Source organism: Streptosporangium sp. NPDC002721 (genome assembly GCF_042888905.1).
In the GTDB taxonomy this organism is placed as follows: Bacteria; Actinomycetota; Actinomycetes; order Streptosporangiales; family Streptosporangiaceae; genus Streptosporangium.
In genome coordinates this window covers 58,301-75,732 of the sequence record NZ_JBIAQI010000041.1, presented here as the reverse complement: position 1 = coordinate 75,732, position 17,432 = coordinate 58,301, and the positions used below count along the sequence as shown (strand labels likewise).

Genomic DNA, 17,432 nt, shown 5'->3' with positions numbered 1-17,432 from the left:
GCCCTGACCGGTGAACAACACCGCCAGCCTCGGTTCCGCTGCCGCGACGCCACGCACCACACCCGCCCCCGGCAGGTCCTCGGCCAGCGCACCCAGCCCGGCCAGCACGCTCTCGCGACCGTCGGCCAGCACCACCGCCCGATGCTCGAACACCGACCGCGTCGTGGCCAGCGAGAACGCGATGTCGGCCAGGCTCAAGTCAGGCTCGCCCTGCAGGAACGACGCCAGTCGCCCGGCCTGCGCCCGCAGCGCCTGACCCGTCTTGGCCGACACCAGCACCGGCACCACACCCTCGACCGGCACCAGATCCCGCGGACCCTCCGATGATTCCGGGCCCTGCTCCAGGATCACGTGGGCGTTGGTGCCGCTGATCCCGAACGACGACACACCCGCCCGACGCGGACGACCCGTCTCCGGCCACTCCACCGGCTCGGTCAGCACCTCCACCGCGCCAGAAGTCCAGTCCACATGCGAGGACGGCTCGTCCACATGCAACGTCTTCGGCAGCACGCCATGTCGGAGAGCCATGACCATCTTGATCACACCCGCCACACCCGCCGCCGCCTGCGTGTGACCGAGGTTCGACTTGATCGAACCCAGCAACAACGGCCGATCCTCATCCCGATCCTGGCCGTAGGTCGCCAGCAACGCCTGCGCCTCGATCGGGTCACCCAGGACCGTGCCGGTACCGTGCGCCTCGACCGCGTCCACCTCGGCGGGGGTCATCCCCGCACTGGCCAGAGCCTGGCGGATCACCCGCCGCTGCGACGGACCGTTCGGCGCGGTAAGGCCGTTGGAGGCGCCGTCCTGGTTGATCGCTGACCCACGCACGACCGCCAGCACCTGGTGGCCGTTGCGGCGCGCGTCCGACAGCCGCTCCAGCACCAGCATGCCCACACCCTCGGAATAGCTCGTGCCGTCGGCCGCGTCGGCGAAGGACTTGCACCGCCCGTCACCGGCCAGCCCACCCTGCGCGCTGAAACCGATGAACACTCCCGGGGTGGCCATCACCGTCACCCCACCGGCCAACGCCAGCGAGCACTCCCCCGACCGCAGGGCTTGGGCCGCCATGTGCGTCGCCACCAGAGAGGAGGAACAGGCGGTGTCCACCGTCACCGCCGGGCCCTCCAGCCCCAGCGCGTAGGAGATCCGGCCGGTCGCGACGCTTCCCGCCGTACCGGTGCCGATGAAGCTCATCGCCTCCGGGGGGAGGTCGACGCTCATCCCGTAGTCGCCATACATCACACCGGCGAACACACCCGTGTGACTGCCGCGCAGGGAGGTCGGGTCGATCCCGGCCCGTTCGAAAGCCTCCCATGAGGCTTCCAGCAGCAGCCGCTGCTGCGGATCCATCGCCAGCGCCTCACGCGGCGAGATCCCGAAGAAGCCCGGGTCGAACTGCCCGGCGCTCTCCAGGAAGCCACCCTCGCGAACATAGCTGGTGCCCTGGCTCTCCCGATCCGGGCTGTACAACGTCGCCAGATCCCAGCCCCGCGTCGTCGGGAACTCACCGATCCCGTCCCCGCCCTCGGCCACCAACCGCCACAGGTCCTCAGGAGAGGCGATCCCACCCGGATAGCGGCAGGCCATCCCCACGATCACGATCGGGTCATCGGCCACCGGACGGATCCCGGCGGGAACCACCACATCGGCGTCCTCGCCGAACAGCTCCGCCAGCAGGAACTCCGCCAGCACGCTCGGCGTCGGATAGTCGAACACCAACGTCGCCGACAACCGCAACCCGGTCACCACGTTCAGCCGGTTACGCAGCTCCACCGCGGTGAGGGAGTCGAAACCCAGCTCGCGGAACTCCCGCCGCACCTCCACCGCCTCCGGCGACGCGTGCCCGAGCACCACCGCCACCTCGGCCCGTACCAGATCCACCAGAGCCTCGGTGCGCTCGGTCGCCCCCAGCGGGGCCAGCTTCTGCAGCAACGTCGCGGCCACCGCCGAGCCCGACGCCGCCGAGCGACGACCACCCCGCACCAGACCCCGCAACAACGCCGGAACCTCGCCATGGCCGCGCATCAACGGCAGATCCAGCCGGACCGGCACCAGCACCGCGCGCTCACACCCGACAGCGGCCTCGAACAGCGCCAGGCCCTGCTCCACCGACAGCGGCGGCATGCCCGTCCGGGTGATCCGCCGCATGTCGGCGTCGCTCAGCGTGCCGGTCAATCCGACGTCCTGACTCCAGGCACCCCACGCCAGCGACAGCGCGGGCAGCCCTTCAGCGCGCCGGTATTGAGCCAGCGCGTCCACGAACGCGTTCGCGGCCGCGTAGTTGCCCTGCCCGGCCGAGCCCATCACCCCCGACAAGGACGAGTACACGACGAACGCCGCGAGATCCAGATCGCGGGTGAGCTCGTGCAGGTGCCAGGCCGCGTCGACCTTCGGCCGCAGCACCGTCTCCAACCGCTCGGGCGTCAGCGACGGAATCGTGCCGTCGGCCAGCACACCCGCGGTGTGAACCACCGCCGTCAGCGGGTGCTCGGCGTCCACTCCCGCCAACAGAGCCGCCACCGCCTCCCGGTCGGACATGTCACAGGCGGCGACCGTGACCTCGACACCGTGGGCGATCAGCTCGGCCCGCAACTCCACCGCGCCGGGCGCGTCCGGGCCCCTGCGGCTGGTCAGCAGCAGATGCCGTACGCCTCGTTCGGACACCAGATGCCGGGCCAGATGACCACCCAGACCACCGGTCCCACCAGTGATCAACACCGTGCCCTCAGGGTTCCACGACCACTCTGGCCGCTGGGCCGGTGCCACCCGGGCCAGACGGGGCACCCGTACCCCGTCCTCACGCACCGCCGCCTGCGACTCACCCGAAGCCAGCACCATCGCCAGCGACGACGGGAGCAGCTCCGCATCAGCATCGATCAGCACGAACCGGTCCGGATTCTCCCACTGCGCCGAGCGGACCAGGCCCCACACCGCCGCGGCCGCCAGATCGGCGACCACATCACCTTCCCGCGCCTCGACCGCGCCCCGGGTGACGAACACCAGGCGCGAGGCCCCGAACCGCTCGTCGGCCAGCCACTCCTGCAGCAGGCCCAGAACGCGGGCGACCAGCTCGTGCGTCGACTCCACCACGCTCCCGGCGTCCGCCGATCCCACGGTGAACGTGACCACATCCGGCACCGGATCCAGCGAGGCGAGATCCCCGCTCAGCTCGACTACGCTCGCGCCGGCCCTCGCGCCCGACACCTCCGGCAGCGCGACCCAGTCCACCCCGAACAGCGAATCCCGCTCCACACCACCCCCAACACCTACCAACTGCTCAGGCGAGAACGGACGCAACACCAGCGACCGCGCCGACACCACCAACTCCCCAGCCGCATCCACCGCCGTCAAGGTGATCGAGTCGGCACCCGCCCGGACCAACCGCACCCGCAACACCGACGCCCCGGCAGCGTGCAAACTCACCTCCTGCCACGAGAACGGCAACCGCGTACCCGCCGCCGCATCCAGCCCGATGAAGGCCACCGCATGCAACACCGCATCCAGCAACGCCGGGTGCACCCCGAACAAACCCGCCTCCGACACCACCTGCTCGGGCAACGCCACCTCAGCGAAGATCTCCCCATCGCGCTGCCAGGCCGCCCGCAGCCCCTGGAACACCGGGCCGTACCCCAGCCCCCGAACGGCCAGCTCGTCATACAGCCCGTCCAGCTCGATCGCGGTCGCGCCCTGCGGGGGCCACACCGTCGCGTCGAACGGCACGGCGGTCCCTGTGCCCGTGGCCAGGGTGCCGGTCGCGTGCCGCACCCACGGCACGTCCTCCCCGGCCTGCGCCGACCGGGAGTAGACACTCAAGGTCCGGCGACCGCTCTCCTCCGGCGCACCCACCGCGATCTGGACCACGACCGCGTCATCCTCACCCAGCACCAGCGGGGCGGCCAGCGTCAACTCCTCCAGCAGCTCACAACCGACCTGGTCACCGGCCCGGACCGCCAACTCCAGGAACCCGGTCCCCGGGAAGATCACCACCCCGGCCACCGCGTGGTCGGCCAGCCAGGGGTGCGACCGCAGTGACAACCGGCCGGTCAGCACCACGCCGTCCGAGTCGGCCAGGCCCACCGCCGCGCCCAGCAGCGGGTGATCCGTCGCGGCCAGACCCGCCGCGGCCACGTTCCCCACCTGAGAACCTGCTCCTACGGGCCAGTACCACTGGTGCTGGAAGGCGTAGGTCGGCAGGTCGACCCGGCGACCGCCCGGCAGCACCTGCCGCCAGTCCACGGTCACGCCACGCACGAACAACTCGGCCGCCGAGGTCAGCACCCGCTCCAGGCCGCCGTCGTCACGACGCAACGTCCCGGCGATCACGGCCTCCACCTCGGCCGCGTCCACGCACTCCCCGACGCCGACCGTCAGCACCGGATGCGGACTCACCTCCACGAACGCACGGTGGCGCTGCTCCAGCAACGTCTCCACCGCCGAGGCGAAACCGACCGTGCGCCGCAGATTCTCACACCAATACCCGGCTCCCAGCTCCGGCCCTTCCAGCCACTGACCGGTCACCGTCGACAACATCGGCACCCGCACCGCGCGAGGCGCCACCTCCGCCAGGACCTGTGCCAACTCCTCACCGATCAGATCCACCTGCGCCGAATGCGAGGCGTAGTCCACCGCGATCCGCCGGACCCGCACCCCCTCCCCAGCCAACCGCTCGACCAGCTCCTCGACCGCGCGGACCTCACCCGACACCACCACCGAGGCCGGGCCGTTGACCGCCGCCACCGACACCCGACCCTCCCACGCCGCCACCCGCTCACGCACCCCCTCCACCGGCAACGCCACCGACGCCATCGCCCCCAGCCCGGCCAACCTCTCCCCGATCAAACGGCTACGCAGCGCCACCACCCGCGCACCATCCTGCAACGACAACCCGCCCGCGACCACCGCCGCAGCGATCTCCCCCTGCGAATGCCCCACCACCGCATCCGGGCGGACCCCCAGCGACTCCCACACCGCCGCCAGCGACACCATCACCGCGAACGACACCGGCTGCACCACATCCACCCGATCCAGCCCCGAAGCCCCCCGCACCACCTCCAGCAACGACCAGTCCACGAACGGCTCCAGTGCTGCGGCGCACTCCGCCATCCGGCCCGCGAACACCGCCGACTCCTCCAGCAGAGCAGCCCCCATCCCCACCCACTGCGCACCCTGACCAGGGAACACCCACACCGACCTGCCGTCGACGTTCGCCACGCCGGTCACCACACCGACCCCGGGGTCACCCGCGCTCAGCGCGCCCACACCCGCCAGCAGGCCCTCACGGTCACTCCCGACCACCACCGCGCGATGCTCGAACACCGACCGCGACGTCGCCAGCGAGAACGCGACATCGGCCAGCCCGAGACCGGGCTCACCCTCCAGGTGCGCCACGAGCCGCCCGGCCTGCGCCCGCAACGCCTGACCCGTCTTGGCCGACACCACCACCGGCAGCATGTCCGTGGCCGGCGTCTCCGCCTCGGCACGCGGGGTCTCCGGGCCCTGCTCCAGGATCACGTGCGCGTTGGTGCCGCTGATGCCGAATGACGACACACCTGCCCGGCGCGGATGGCCGTTCTCCGGCCACTCGACCGGCTCGGTCAGCAGCTCCACCGCGCCGGAGGCCCAGTCCACGTGCGAGGAGGGGGCGTCGATGTGCAACGTCTTGGGCAGCGTGCCGTGCCGCATCGCCATGACCATCTTGATCACACCCGCCACACCCGCGGCCGCCTGCGTGTGACCGAGGTTGGACTTGATCGAACCCAGCAACAACGGCCGATCCTCATCCCGGTCCTGGCCATAGGTCGCCAGCAACGCCTGCGCCTCGATCGGGTCACCCAAGGTGGTGCCGGTGCCGTGCCCTTCCACCGCGTCGACGTCGGTGAAGGACAACCCCGCCCCGGCCAGCGCCTGACGGATCACCCGCCGCTGCGACGGGCCGTTCGGCGCCGTCAACCCGTTGGAGGCGCCGTCCTGGTTGATCGCCGAGCCACGGACGATCGCCAGCACCCGATGGCCGTTGCGCCGCGCGTCCGACAGCCGCTCCAGCACCAGCATCCCCACACCCTCAGACCAGCTCACCCCATCGGCCGCGTCCGAATACGACTTACACCGCCCATCACCGGCCAACCCACCCTGAGCACTGAAACCGATGAACGCCCCCGGAGTGGCCATCACCGTCACCCCACCGGCCAGGGCTAGATCACACTCACCCGAGCGCAACGCCTGGGCCGCCATGTGCGTCGCCACCAGGGAGGAGGAACACGCGGTGTCCACCGTTACCGCCGGGCCCTCCAACCCCAGCGCGTACGAGATCCGGCCGGTCGCCACACTGCCCGCCGTACCGGTACTGACGAAACCCATCGCCTCCGGCGGCAGATCAGCGCTCATCGCGTAGTCGTGATACATCAACCCCGCGAACACACCCGTATGACTGCCCCGCAACGACACCGGGTCCATACCCGCCCGCTCGATCGCCTCCCAGGATGCCTCCAGCAACAACCGCTGCTGCGGGTCCATCGCCAGCGCCTCACGCGGAGAGATCCCGAAGAACCCCGGATCGAACTCCCCCGCGTCATGCAGGAAACCGCCCTCGTAGCCAACTCCCTGACCCCCTGGGCTGGGGAAGGCCGTCAGGTCCCAGCCCCGCGTCGTGGGGAACGGCGAGATGCCGTCGCCGCCCTCGGCCACGAACCGCCACAGGTCCTCGGGGGTGTTGATCCCACCCGGATAACGGCAGGCCATGCCCACGATCACGATCGGATCGTTCGTCACCGGCACCGCCGAGGCGGGGATGACCACATCGGCGTCCTCGCCGAACAGCTCCGCCAGCAGGAACTCCGCCAGCACGCTCGGCGTCGGATAGTCGAACACCAACGTGGACGGCAGCCGCAACCCGGTCACCACGTTCAACCGGTTACGCAGCTCCACGGCGGTCAGCGAGTCGAAGCCCAGCTCGCGGAACTCCCGCCGCACCTCGACCGTGCCGGGTGAGACGTGGCCCAGCACCATGGCCACCTCGGTTCGCACGAGATCCACCAGGACCTCGATGCGCTCGGCCGCTCCCAGCGGGGCCAGCCGTCCCAGCAACGTCGCGGCCACCGCACCGGATGCCGCCGACCGCCGACCACCCCGTACCAGACCCCGCAACAACGCCGGTACCTCACCGTAGGCGCGAAGCAACGGGAGATCCAGCTTGACCGGAACCAGCACCGCATTCTCAAGCGCGACAGCGATCTCGAACAGTGCCAGGCCCTGCTCCACCGACAGCGACGGCATCCCCGCACGCGCCATCCTGCGCATGTCGGCGTCGTCCAGCGTGCCGGTCATCCCGACGTCCTGGCTCCAGGCGCCCCAGGCCAGCGACAGCGCGGGCAGCCCTTCGGCGCGCCGGTATTGGGCCAGCGCGTCCAGGAACGCGTTCGCCGCCGAGTAGTTGCCCTGCCCGGCCGAGCCCATCACACCCGACAACGACGAGTACACGACAAACGCCGCCAGGTCCAAGCCCCGGGTGAGCTCGTGCAGGTGCCAGGCCGCGTCCACCTTCGGCCGCAGCACCGTCTCCAACCGCTCGGGCGTCAGGGACGGGATCGTCCCGTCGGCCAGCACACCGGCGGTGTGAACCACCGCGGTCAGCGGGTGCTCGGCGTCCACCCGCGCCAGCAGCGCCGCCACCTGCTCACGATCCGCCATGTCACAGGCGGCGATCTCCACTTCGACGCCGTGGGCGATCAGCTCGGCCCGCAGCTCCACCGCGCCAGGAGCATCCAGGCCCCGGCGGCTGGCCAGCAGCAGGTGCCGCACGCCACGCTCGGACACCAGGTGCCGGGCCAGATGACCACCCAGACCACCGGTCCCACCGGTGATCAACACCGTACCTTCAAGATCCCAGGGCCGTTCCTCCTGCCGGGCCGAGGTCACCCGGGCCAGACGCGGCACCCGTACCGAGCCCTCGCGGACCGCCACCTGCGACTCACCCGAAGCCAGCACCCCGGCCAGCACCGATGAGGACAACTCACCCTCGACATCGACCAGTACGAACCGATCCGGGTTCTCCCACTGCGCCGACCGCACCAACCCCCACACCGCCGCGGCCGCCAGGTCGGCGACCGCCTCACCCTCACCGACCGCGACCGCACCCCGGGTCACGAACACCAGGCGCGAAGCTTCGAACCGCTCATCGGCCAGCCACCCCTGCAACAGGCCCAGAGCCTGGGAGACCAGCTCGTGCGTCGACTCCAGCACACCCTCGGCATCGGCCGACCCGATGGCGACCGTGACCACGTCCGGCACCGGCCCCGCCTCGCCCAGCGCCGACAGGTCACGATGAACCGCAACCGACTCCCACGTCCTCGCAAACCCCAGCGCGTCCGGCTCGGACCCGGCGAAGCCGACCATCGCCACCGGCGCCGGGTCGGCCGCGAGAAGCGTGGAAAGCGTGCTCCACTCCAGCCGGAACAGCCCGTCGCGCTCCGCTCCCCGGCCACCGCTCGCGGCGGCGAGCTGACCGGGCGAGAACGGGCGCAACACCAGCGAACGCGCCGTCAGCACCGGCTCCCCCGCGGCGTCCACCGCCGTCAGCGAGACGGAGTCGGCGCCTGTCCGGACGAGCCGCACGCGCAACAGCGCCGCGCCACCCGCGTGCAGGCACACCTCTCCCCAGGAGAACGGCAACCGGCCACCCTCGGAATCATCCAGCCCCGAGAAGGCCACGCCGTGCAACGCCGCGTCCAGCAGAGCCGGATGCATCCCGAACGAACTCGCGCTCGACATCGCCTGCTCGGGCAGGGCGACCTCGGCGAAGACCTCACCGCCGGCACCGTGCCAGGCCGCCCGCAGCCCCTGGAAGAGCGGACCGTACCCAAGCCCGGCCACGGCCAGTTCCTCGTAAAACCCGTCCAGCTCGATCGCGGTCGCTCCAGCCGGGGGCCACACCGTCGCGTCGAACGGCGTGGCGACCACGCCACCCGTAGCGCCACCCGTGGCCAGCGTGCCGGTCGCGTGCCGCACCCACGGCGTCTCGTCCCCGGCCTGCGCCGACCGGGAGTAGACGTTCACGGTACGCCGACCGCTCTCCTCCGGCGCGCCCACCGCGATCTGGACCACGACCGCCTCGTCCTCACCCAGCACCAGCGGGGCGGCGAGCGTCAGCTCCTCCACCACCTCGCAACCGACCTGGTCACCCGCCCGGATCGCCAGCTCCAGGAACCCGGTCCCCGGGAAGAGCACCGTCCCGGCCACCGCGTGATCGGCCAGCCACTGGTGCGACGCCAGCGACAGGCGGCCGGTCAGCACCACCCCGTCGGAATCGGCCAGCCCGACCGTCGCGCCCAGCAGTGGGTGCCCGGCGGCGGCCAGACCCGCCGCCGCCACATTCCTCGTACCGGCACCCGCGCTACCACCGGGCCAGAACCACTGGTGCTGGAAGGCGTAGGTGGGCAGGTCGACCCGGCGGCCGCCCGCCAGCACCTGCCGCCAGTCCACGGTCACGCCGTGCACGAACAGCTCGGCCAACGCCGTCATGGACGCCATCGGCTCGTCGCGGTCCCTGCGCAGCATCGGTACGAACACGGCCTCCGGCCCGTGCGCCTCCGTATCTGCGGTGAGGGTGTCGGCGGCCATGGCACTCAGCACCCCGTCGGGGCCCAGCTCCAGATACGCCCGCACGCCCTGGCCGTGCAGCGCCCGTATCCCGTCGGAGAAACGGACCGCGCCACGGACCTGCTCCATCCAGTACTCCGGTGAGCACAGCTGCTCGGCCGTGGCCGCTTCTCCGGTCAGGGTGGAGACGATCGGGATCCGTGGCGGGCTGTAGGTCAGCGTCCGGGCCACCGCCCGGAAGTCCTCCAGCATCGGGTCCATCAGCGGCGAGTGGAAGGCGTGCGACACCCGCAGCCGCTTCGTCCTGATCCCCCGCTCCTCCAGGGTGGCGGCGATCTCCAGAACCGGCTCCTCGCCCCCGGAGATCACCACCGAGGACGGGCCGTTCACCGCCGCGACCGACACCTCACCCTCACGGCCCGCCAGCAGCCCGGCGACCTCTTCCTCCGAGGCCCGTACCGACACCATCGCCCCACCGACCGGCAAGCCCTGCATCAACCGCGCCCGCGCCGCCACCAGCGCACATGCGTCAGCCAGCGACAGCACCCCCGCCACATGCGCAGCGGTGATCTCCCCGATCGAGTGCCCGGCCAGCACCTCCGGGCGGATCCCCCACGAGGAGATCAGCCGGAACAGCGCCGTCTCCACAGCGAACAACGCGGGCTGGGCCCACTCGGTCCGGTCCAGCGCCTTCGCCCGCTCACTGTCCGGCTCGGCGAACAGCACCTCTCGCAGCGACCCGTCGAGCAGCGGGTCCAGCTCGGCGATCACCTCGTCCAGCGCCTCGGCGAACACTGGGAACCGGCCGTACAGCTCGCGGCCCATCCTGGCCCGCTGGCTGCCCTGGCCGGTGAACAGCACCGCCAGCTTCGGCTCGCTCCCGGCCACCCCGCGCACCACACCCGCACCCGGCAGGTCCTCGGCCAGCGCCCCCAGCCCGGCCAGCGCGCCGTCACGGTCTCCGGCCAGCACCACCGCACGGTGCTCGAAGGCCGGACGGGTCGTGGCCAGCGAGAACGCCGTATCGGCCAGCGCCACCTCACCGCGCTCCCGCACGTGGGAGAGCAACCGCCCGGCCTGCGCCCGCAACGCCTCGGCCGTACGACCCGACACCAGCACCGGGACCACACCCGCGGGCTCGTCCACCGCCGTTCCCGCGACCTCCACCGGCCCCTGCTCCAGGATCACGTGCGCGTTCGTGCCGCTGATGCCGAACGACGACACCCCGGCCCGCCACGGCCGATCCACCCGGGGCCAGGGCTGGGATTCGGTCAGCAGCTCCACCGCGCCGGAGGCCCAGTCCACGTGCGAGGAGGGGGCGTCGACGTGCAACGTCTTGGGCAGCACGCCGTGACGCATCGCCATGACCATCTTGATCACACCCGCCACACCCGCGGCCGCCTGCGTGTGACCGAGGTTGGACTTGATCGAACCCAGCAACAACGGCCGATCCTCATCCCGGTCCTGGCCATAGGTCGCCAGCAACGCCTGCGCCTCGATCGGGTCACCCAAGGTGGTGCCGGTGCCGTGTCCTTCCACCGCGTCGACGTCGGTGAAGGACAACCCCGCCCCGGCCAGCGCCTGACGGATCACCCGCCGCTGCGACGGGCCGTTCGGCGCCGTCAACCCGTTGGAGGCGCCGTCCTGGTTGATCGCCGAACCCCGCACCACCGCCAGCACCCGATGGCCGTTGCGGCGCGCGTCCGACAGCCGCTCCAGCACCAGCATCCCCACACCCTCAGACCAGCTCACCCCATCGGCCGCGTCCGAATACGACTTACACCGCCCATCACCGGCCAACCCACCCTGAGCACTGAAACCGATGAACGCCCCCGGAGTGGCCATCACCGTCACCCCACCGGCCAACGCCAGATCACACTCACCCGAGCGCAACGCCTGGGCCGCCATGTGCGTCGCCACCAGAGAGGAGGAACACGCGGTGTCCACCGTTACCGCCGGGCCCTCCAACCCCAGCGCGTACGACACCCGGCCGGTCGCCACACTGCCCGCCGTACCGGTACTGACGAAACCCATCGCCTCCGGCGGCAGATCAGCGCTCATCGCGTAGTCGTGATACATCAACCCCGCGAACACACCCGTATGACTGCCCCGCAACGACACCGGGTCCATACCCGCCCGCTCGATCGCCTCCCAGGAGGCCTCCAGCAACAACCGCTGCTGCGGGTCCATCGCCAGCGCCTCACGCGGAGAGATCCCGAAGAACCCCGGATCGAACTCCCCCGCGTCATGCAGGAAACCGCCCTCACGCACGTAGCCGACCCCCTGGCCCTCCAGCGCGGAGGTGGGCAGGGTCGCCAGGTCCCAGCCTCGGGTGGTCGGGAACGCGCTGATGCCGTCCCCGCCCTCGGCCACGAACCGCCACAGGTCCTCGGGGGTGTTGATCCCACCCGGGTAGCGGCAGGCCATGCCCACGATCACGATCGGGTCATCACCCAGGGACACGACAGGCGCGGAGACGATCGCGTCGGCGTTCTCACCGAACAGCTCCGCCAGCAGGAAGTCCGCCAGCACGCTCGGCGTCGGGTAGTCGAACACCAACGTGGACGGCAGCCGCAACCCGGTCACCGTGTTCAGCCGGTTACGCAGCTCGACGGCGGTGAGGGAGTCGAAGCCCAGCTCGCGGAACTCCCGCCGGACGTCCAGCGCCGTGGAGTCGGGGTGTCCGAGGACGGCGGCGGCCTGGGTACGGACCAGGTCGGCCACGAACCGGGTCCGGTCGATCTGCGCCAGCCCGGCCAGCTGCCGCACCAGCGCTCTTCCGTCGACCGTACGCGCCAGGGCCGCCGTGCGGCGGGTGCCCCGGACCAGGCCGCGCAGCAGCGGCGGCACCAGCTGGGCGGGTATCGCCGGTATGTTCATCGGGACCGGGAGCACCAGCGGCGCGTCCGACCCCAGGGCCGCGTCGAACAGTGCCAGCCCCTGCTCGGTGGTGATCGGCGGCAGCCCGGCCGCGGTCACCCGCTGCACGTCGGCCTGCGACATTCCCCCGGTCATCCCGGTCTCCTGCGCCCACAACCCCCACGCCAGCGACAACCCCGGCAACCCCTGCGCCCGGCGCCGGGCCATCAGCGCGTCCAGCCAGGCGTTGGCCGCCGCGTAGTTCCCCTGGCCGCCGCCGCCCATCACCCCGGCCAGCGAGGAGAACACCACGAAGTCGGCCAGGTCCTCGTCACGGGTGAGCTCGTGCAGGTGCCAGGCCGCGTCCACCTTCGGCCGCAGCACGGTGTCCAGCCGCTCGGGTGTCAGCGAGGTGATCGTCCCGTCGTCCAGCACTCCCGCGGTGTGAACCACTGCCGTCAGCGGGTGCTCGACTGGAACCCCGGCCAGCAGGGCCGCCACCTGCTCCCGGTCGGCCACGTCACACGCCGCGACCTCGACCTCGACCTCGACCCCGTGCGCGACCAGCTCCGCCCGCAGCTCCACCGCACCCGGAGCGTCCAGTCCTCGCCGACTGGCCAGCAGCAGGTGCCGTACGCCGCGCTCGGCCACCACGTGCCGCGCGAACAAGGCCCCCAGACCGCCCGTACCGCCGGTGATCAGCACCGTGCCGTCGGGGTCCCAGGGGCGCCCGGGTTCATCGGCCGCCGCCATCCGCGCCAGCCTCGGTGCCCGCACCCCGCCTTCGCGTACCGCCATCTGGGGTTCGTCCGAGGCCGGTACCGCGAGCAGCACGTCGCGCAGAGTCGTGAGCGAGGACTCCTGATCGTCCAGGTCGACCAGGACGAACCGGCTCGGGTTCTCCGACTGGGCCGACCGCACCAGCCCCCACACCGCCGAGGCCGCCAGATCGGCGACCGCCTCTCCCTCTCCGGCCGCGACCGCGCCCCGCGTGACGACCACTAGGCGTGAACCACCGCACCGCTCGTCGGCCAGCCACTCCCGCAGCAGACCCAGCACCCCGGCCGTCACCTCGTGCGCCGAGGTCGCCGCGTCCCCGTCCCGCCCGGTCACGACCTCGGCCAGCACCACCTCCGGCACCGGTCCCGCCTCGCCCAGCGCCGACAGGTCACGATGGACCGTCACCGGCTCCCACACCGCCGCGAGACCCAGCGTGTCCGGCTCGAACCCCGCGAAACCGACCGCCGCCACCGGTACCGCGTCGACCGTGGGGAGTTCCGGCAGCGGAGCCCATTCCAGCCGGAACAACCCGTTCCCCGCCGTCGCCTGCCCCCCGCCCGCGGTGGCGAGCTGGTCGGGCGAGAACGGGCGCAGGATCAGGGACCTCACCGACAGCACCGGCTCCCCGGCGACGTCCACCGCGGCCAGCGACACCGAGTCGGGAGCGGTCCGGATCAGCCGCACGCGCAGCATCGCCGCGCCGGTGGCGTGCAGGCTCGCCTCTCCCCAGGAGAACGGCAGGCGCGTACCCGCCTCGGTGTCCAGCCCGGCGAAGGTCACCGCGTGCAGCGCCGCGTCCAGCAGGGCCGGGTGGACCCCGAACGAACCCGCGCTCGACACCGCCTGCTCGGGCAGCGCGACCTCGGCGAACACCTCACCGCCGGCACCGTGCCAGAGCGCCCGCAACCCCTGGAACACCGGGCCGTAGACGAGCATCCCCTCGGCCAGCCGGTCGTAGAAACCGTCCAGCTCGATCGCGGTCGCTCCGGCCGGGGGCCACACCTCCGTGTCGAACGACGCGGCGACCCCGCCACCCGTAACGCCGCCCGTGGCCAGTGTGCCGGTGGCGTGCCGCACCCACGGCACGTCCTCCCCGGCCTGCGCCGGCCGGGCGTAGACGCTCACGCTCCGATGGCCCGTCTCCTGGGCGGCGCCCACCGACACCTGCATCGCGACGACGTCCCGCTCGCCCAGTACGAGGGGGGCGACCAGGGTCAGCTCCTCGACCAGGTTGCAGCCGACCTGGTCACCGGCCCGGATCGCCAGCTCCAGGAACCCGGTTCCGGGGAAGAAGACCATCCCGGCCACCGCGTGATCGGCCAGCCACGGATGTGACACCAGCGACAGGCTGCCGGTCAGCAGCACCCCGTCGGAGTCGGCCAGCCCGACCGTCGCGCCCAGCAGCGGGTGCCCGGCGGCGGCCAGACCCGCCGCCGCCACGTTCCCCGTACCGGAACCGCTGCTCTCGGGCCAGTACCGCCGGTGCTCGAAGGGGTAGGTGGGCAGGTCGACCCGGTGTCCTTCCGGCAGCACCCGCCGCCAGTCCACCGGCACCCCGTGCGCGTGCAGTTCGGCCAGCGCCGTCATCGCCGCGACGTGCTCGTCCCGATCCCCGCGCAGCATCGGCACCAGCGCCACGTCCGTGTCGTACTCGTCCGCGTCACGGCCGGCGTCCAGGATGCCCGCGGCCATGGCGGTCAGCACCCCGCCGGGGCCCAGCTCCAGGTAGGCCCGCATGCCCCGTGCGTACAGCGTCCGTACGCCGTCGGAGAAGCGGACCGCGCCGCGGACCTGGTCCACCCAGTAGTCCGGCGAGCACAGCTGCTCGGCCGTGGCCGCCTCCCCGGTCAGGGTGGAGACGACCGGGATCCGGGGCGGGCTGTAGGACAGCGTCCGGGCCACCGCCCGGAAGCCCTCCAGCATGGGATCCATCAGCGGCGAGTGGAAGGCGTGCGACACTCGCAGCCGCCTCGTCCTGATCCCGCGTTCTTCCAGGGTGGCGGCGAGCTCCAGGACCGGCTCCTCCACCCCGGAGATCACCACCGAGGACGGGCCGTTGACGGCCGCGACCGAGACCTCCTTCTCGCGACCTGCCAGCAGATCGGCCAGCTCCTCTTCCGAGGCCTTCACCGCCACCATCGCCCCGCCCGACGGCAGCGCCTGCATCAACCGCGCCCGTGCCGCCACCAGAACGCACGCGTCCTTCAGCGACAACACCCCGGCCACATGCGCAGCGGCTATCTCCCCGATCGAGTGCCCGGCCAGCACCCCCGGCTTCACACCCCAGGAGGAGACCAGGCGAAACAGCGCCGTCTCCAGCGCGAACAACGCGGGCTGCGCCCACCCGGTCCGATCCAACGCCTCCGCCCGATCGCCGAACAGGACGTCCCGCAGCGACCCCTCCAGCAGAGGGTCGAACTCGGCGATCACCTCGTCCAGCGCCTGCGCGAACACCGGGAAGCTGTCGTAGAGCTCGCGACCCATTCCGGCTCGCTGGCTGCCCTGGCCGGTGAACAGCACCGCCAGCTTCGGCTCGCCACCGGCCACCCCGCGCACCACACCGGCGCCCGGCCGGTCCTCGACAACAGCTTTCAGCCCGGCCAGCGCGTCCTCACGGTCCCCGGCCAGCACCACCGCACGGTGCTCGAAGGCCGGACGAGTCGTGGCCAGCGAGAACGCCGTATCGGCCAGCGCCACCTCACCGCGCTCCCGCACGTGGGAGAGCAACCGCCCGGCCTGCGCCCGCAACGCCTCCGCCGTACGACCCGACACCAGCACCGGGACCACACCCGCGGGCTCGTCCACCGCCGTTCCCGCGACCTCCACCGGCCCCTGCTCCAGGATCACGTGGGCGTTGGTGCCGCTGATGCCGAACGACGAGACCCCGGCCCGGCGCGGATGGCCGTTCTCCGGCCACTCCACCGGCTCGGTCAGCAGCTCCACCGAGCCCGAGGCCCAGTCCACGTGCGAGGAGGGAGCGTCGACGTGCAACGTCTTGGGCAGCATGCCGTGCCGCATCGCCATGACCATCTTGATCACACCCGCCACGCCGGCGGCGGCCTGGGTGTGGCCGAGGTTGGACTTGATCGCGCCCAGCAGCAGCGGACGGCCCTCGTCCCGGTCCTGCCCGTACGTCGCCAGCAGCGCCTGGGCCTCGATCGGGTCGCCCAGGACCGTACCGGTGCCGTGCGCCTCGACCGCGTCCACCTCGGACACCGAGAGCCCGGCCCCGGCCAGCGCCTGGCGGATCACCCGCTGCTGTGAGGGACCGTTCGGCGCGGTCAGACCGTTGGACGCGCCGTCCTGATTGACCGCCGAGCCCCGCACCACCGCGAGCACCCGGTGACCGTTGCGCTGGGCGTCCGAAAGGCGCTCCAGGACCAGCATGCCCACGCCCTCGGACCAGCTGGTGCCGTCCGCGCCGTCGGAGAACGCCTTGCAGCGGCCGTCGGGGGCCATCGCGCCCTGCGCGCTGAAGCCGAGGAACACCAGCGGCGACGTCATCACCGTGATGCCGCCCGCCAGTGCCAGCGAGCACTCCCCCTGCCGCAGCGCCTGCGCGGCGAGGTGCAACGTGACCAGCGAGGAGGAGCAGGCGGTGTCGACCGTCACCGCCGGGCCCTCCAGGCCCAGGGTGTAGGACAGGCGGCCCGACAGCACGCTCGCCGCCAGGCCGGTGGCACCGTGGCCCTGCGTGTCGACCTGGTTGCTCATGAGCAGGTTCATGTAGTCCTGGCCGTTGGTGCCCACGAACACCCCGGTGGAGCTGCCCTTCAGCGAGGCCGGGTCGATCCCGGCCCGCTCGAACGCCTCCCAGGACGTCTCCAGCAGCAACCTCTGCTGCGGGTCCATCGCCAGCGCCTCACGCGGAGAGATCCCGAAGAACGCCGCGTCGAACCCCGCCGCGTCCGCCAGGAACCCGCCCTGGACGTCAAGACCCGCCCCGGACAGCATCCCCGGGTCCCAGCCCCGATCGACCGGGAAGGAGGAGATCGCGTCCTCCCCCTCGGCCAGCAACCGCCACAGGTCCTCGGGGGAGCCGACCCCACCTGGGAAGCGGCACGACATCGACACGATGGCGATCGGCTCACGCTTGCCCGACTCCACCTCTTCGAGCCGTCGACGAGTCTCATGCAGATCGGTGGCGACCGACTTGAGGTACTCAACGAGCTTCAGGTCTTCCGACATAGGAGAAG

General features: G+C 71.8%; 1 protein-coding gene. It reads right to left on the bottom strand.

From position 1 onward, the window contains the following. Positions 1–17,424 (bottom strand): SDR family NAD(P)-dependent oxidoreductase (locus ACFYWM_RS40050; RefSeq protein ID WP_389925596.1); only part of this gene is annotated, 17,424 nt, incomplete at its 3' end. Positions 17,425–17,432: the final 8 nt, after the last annotated feature.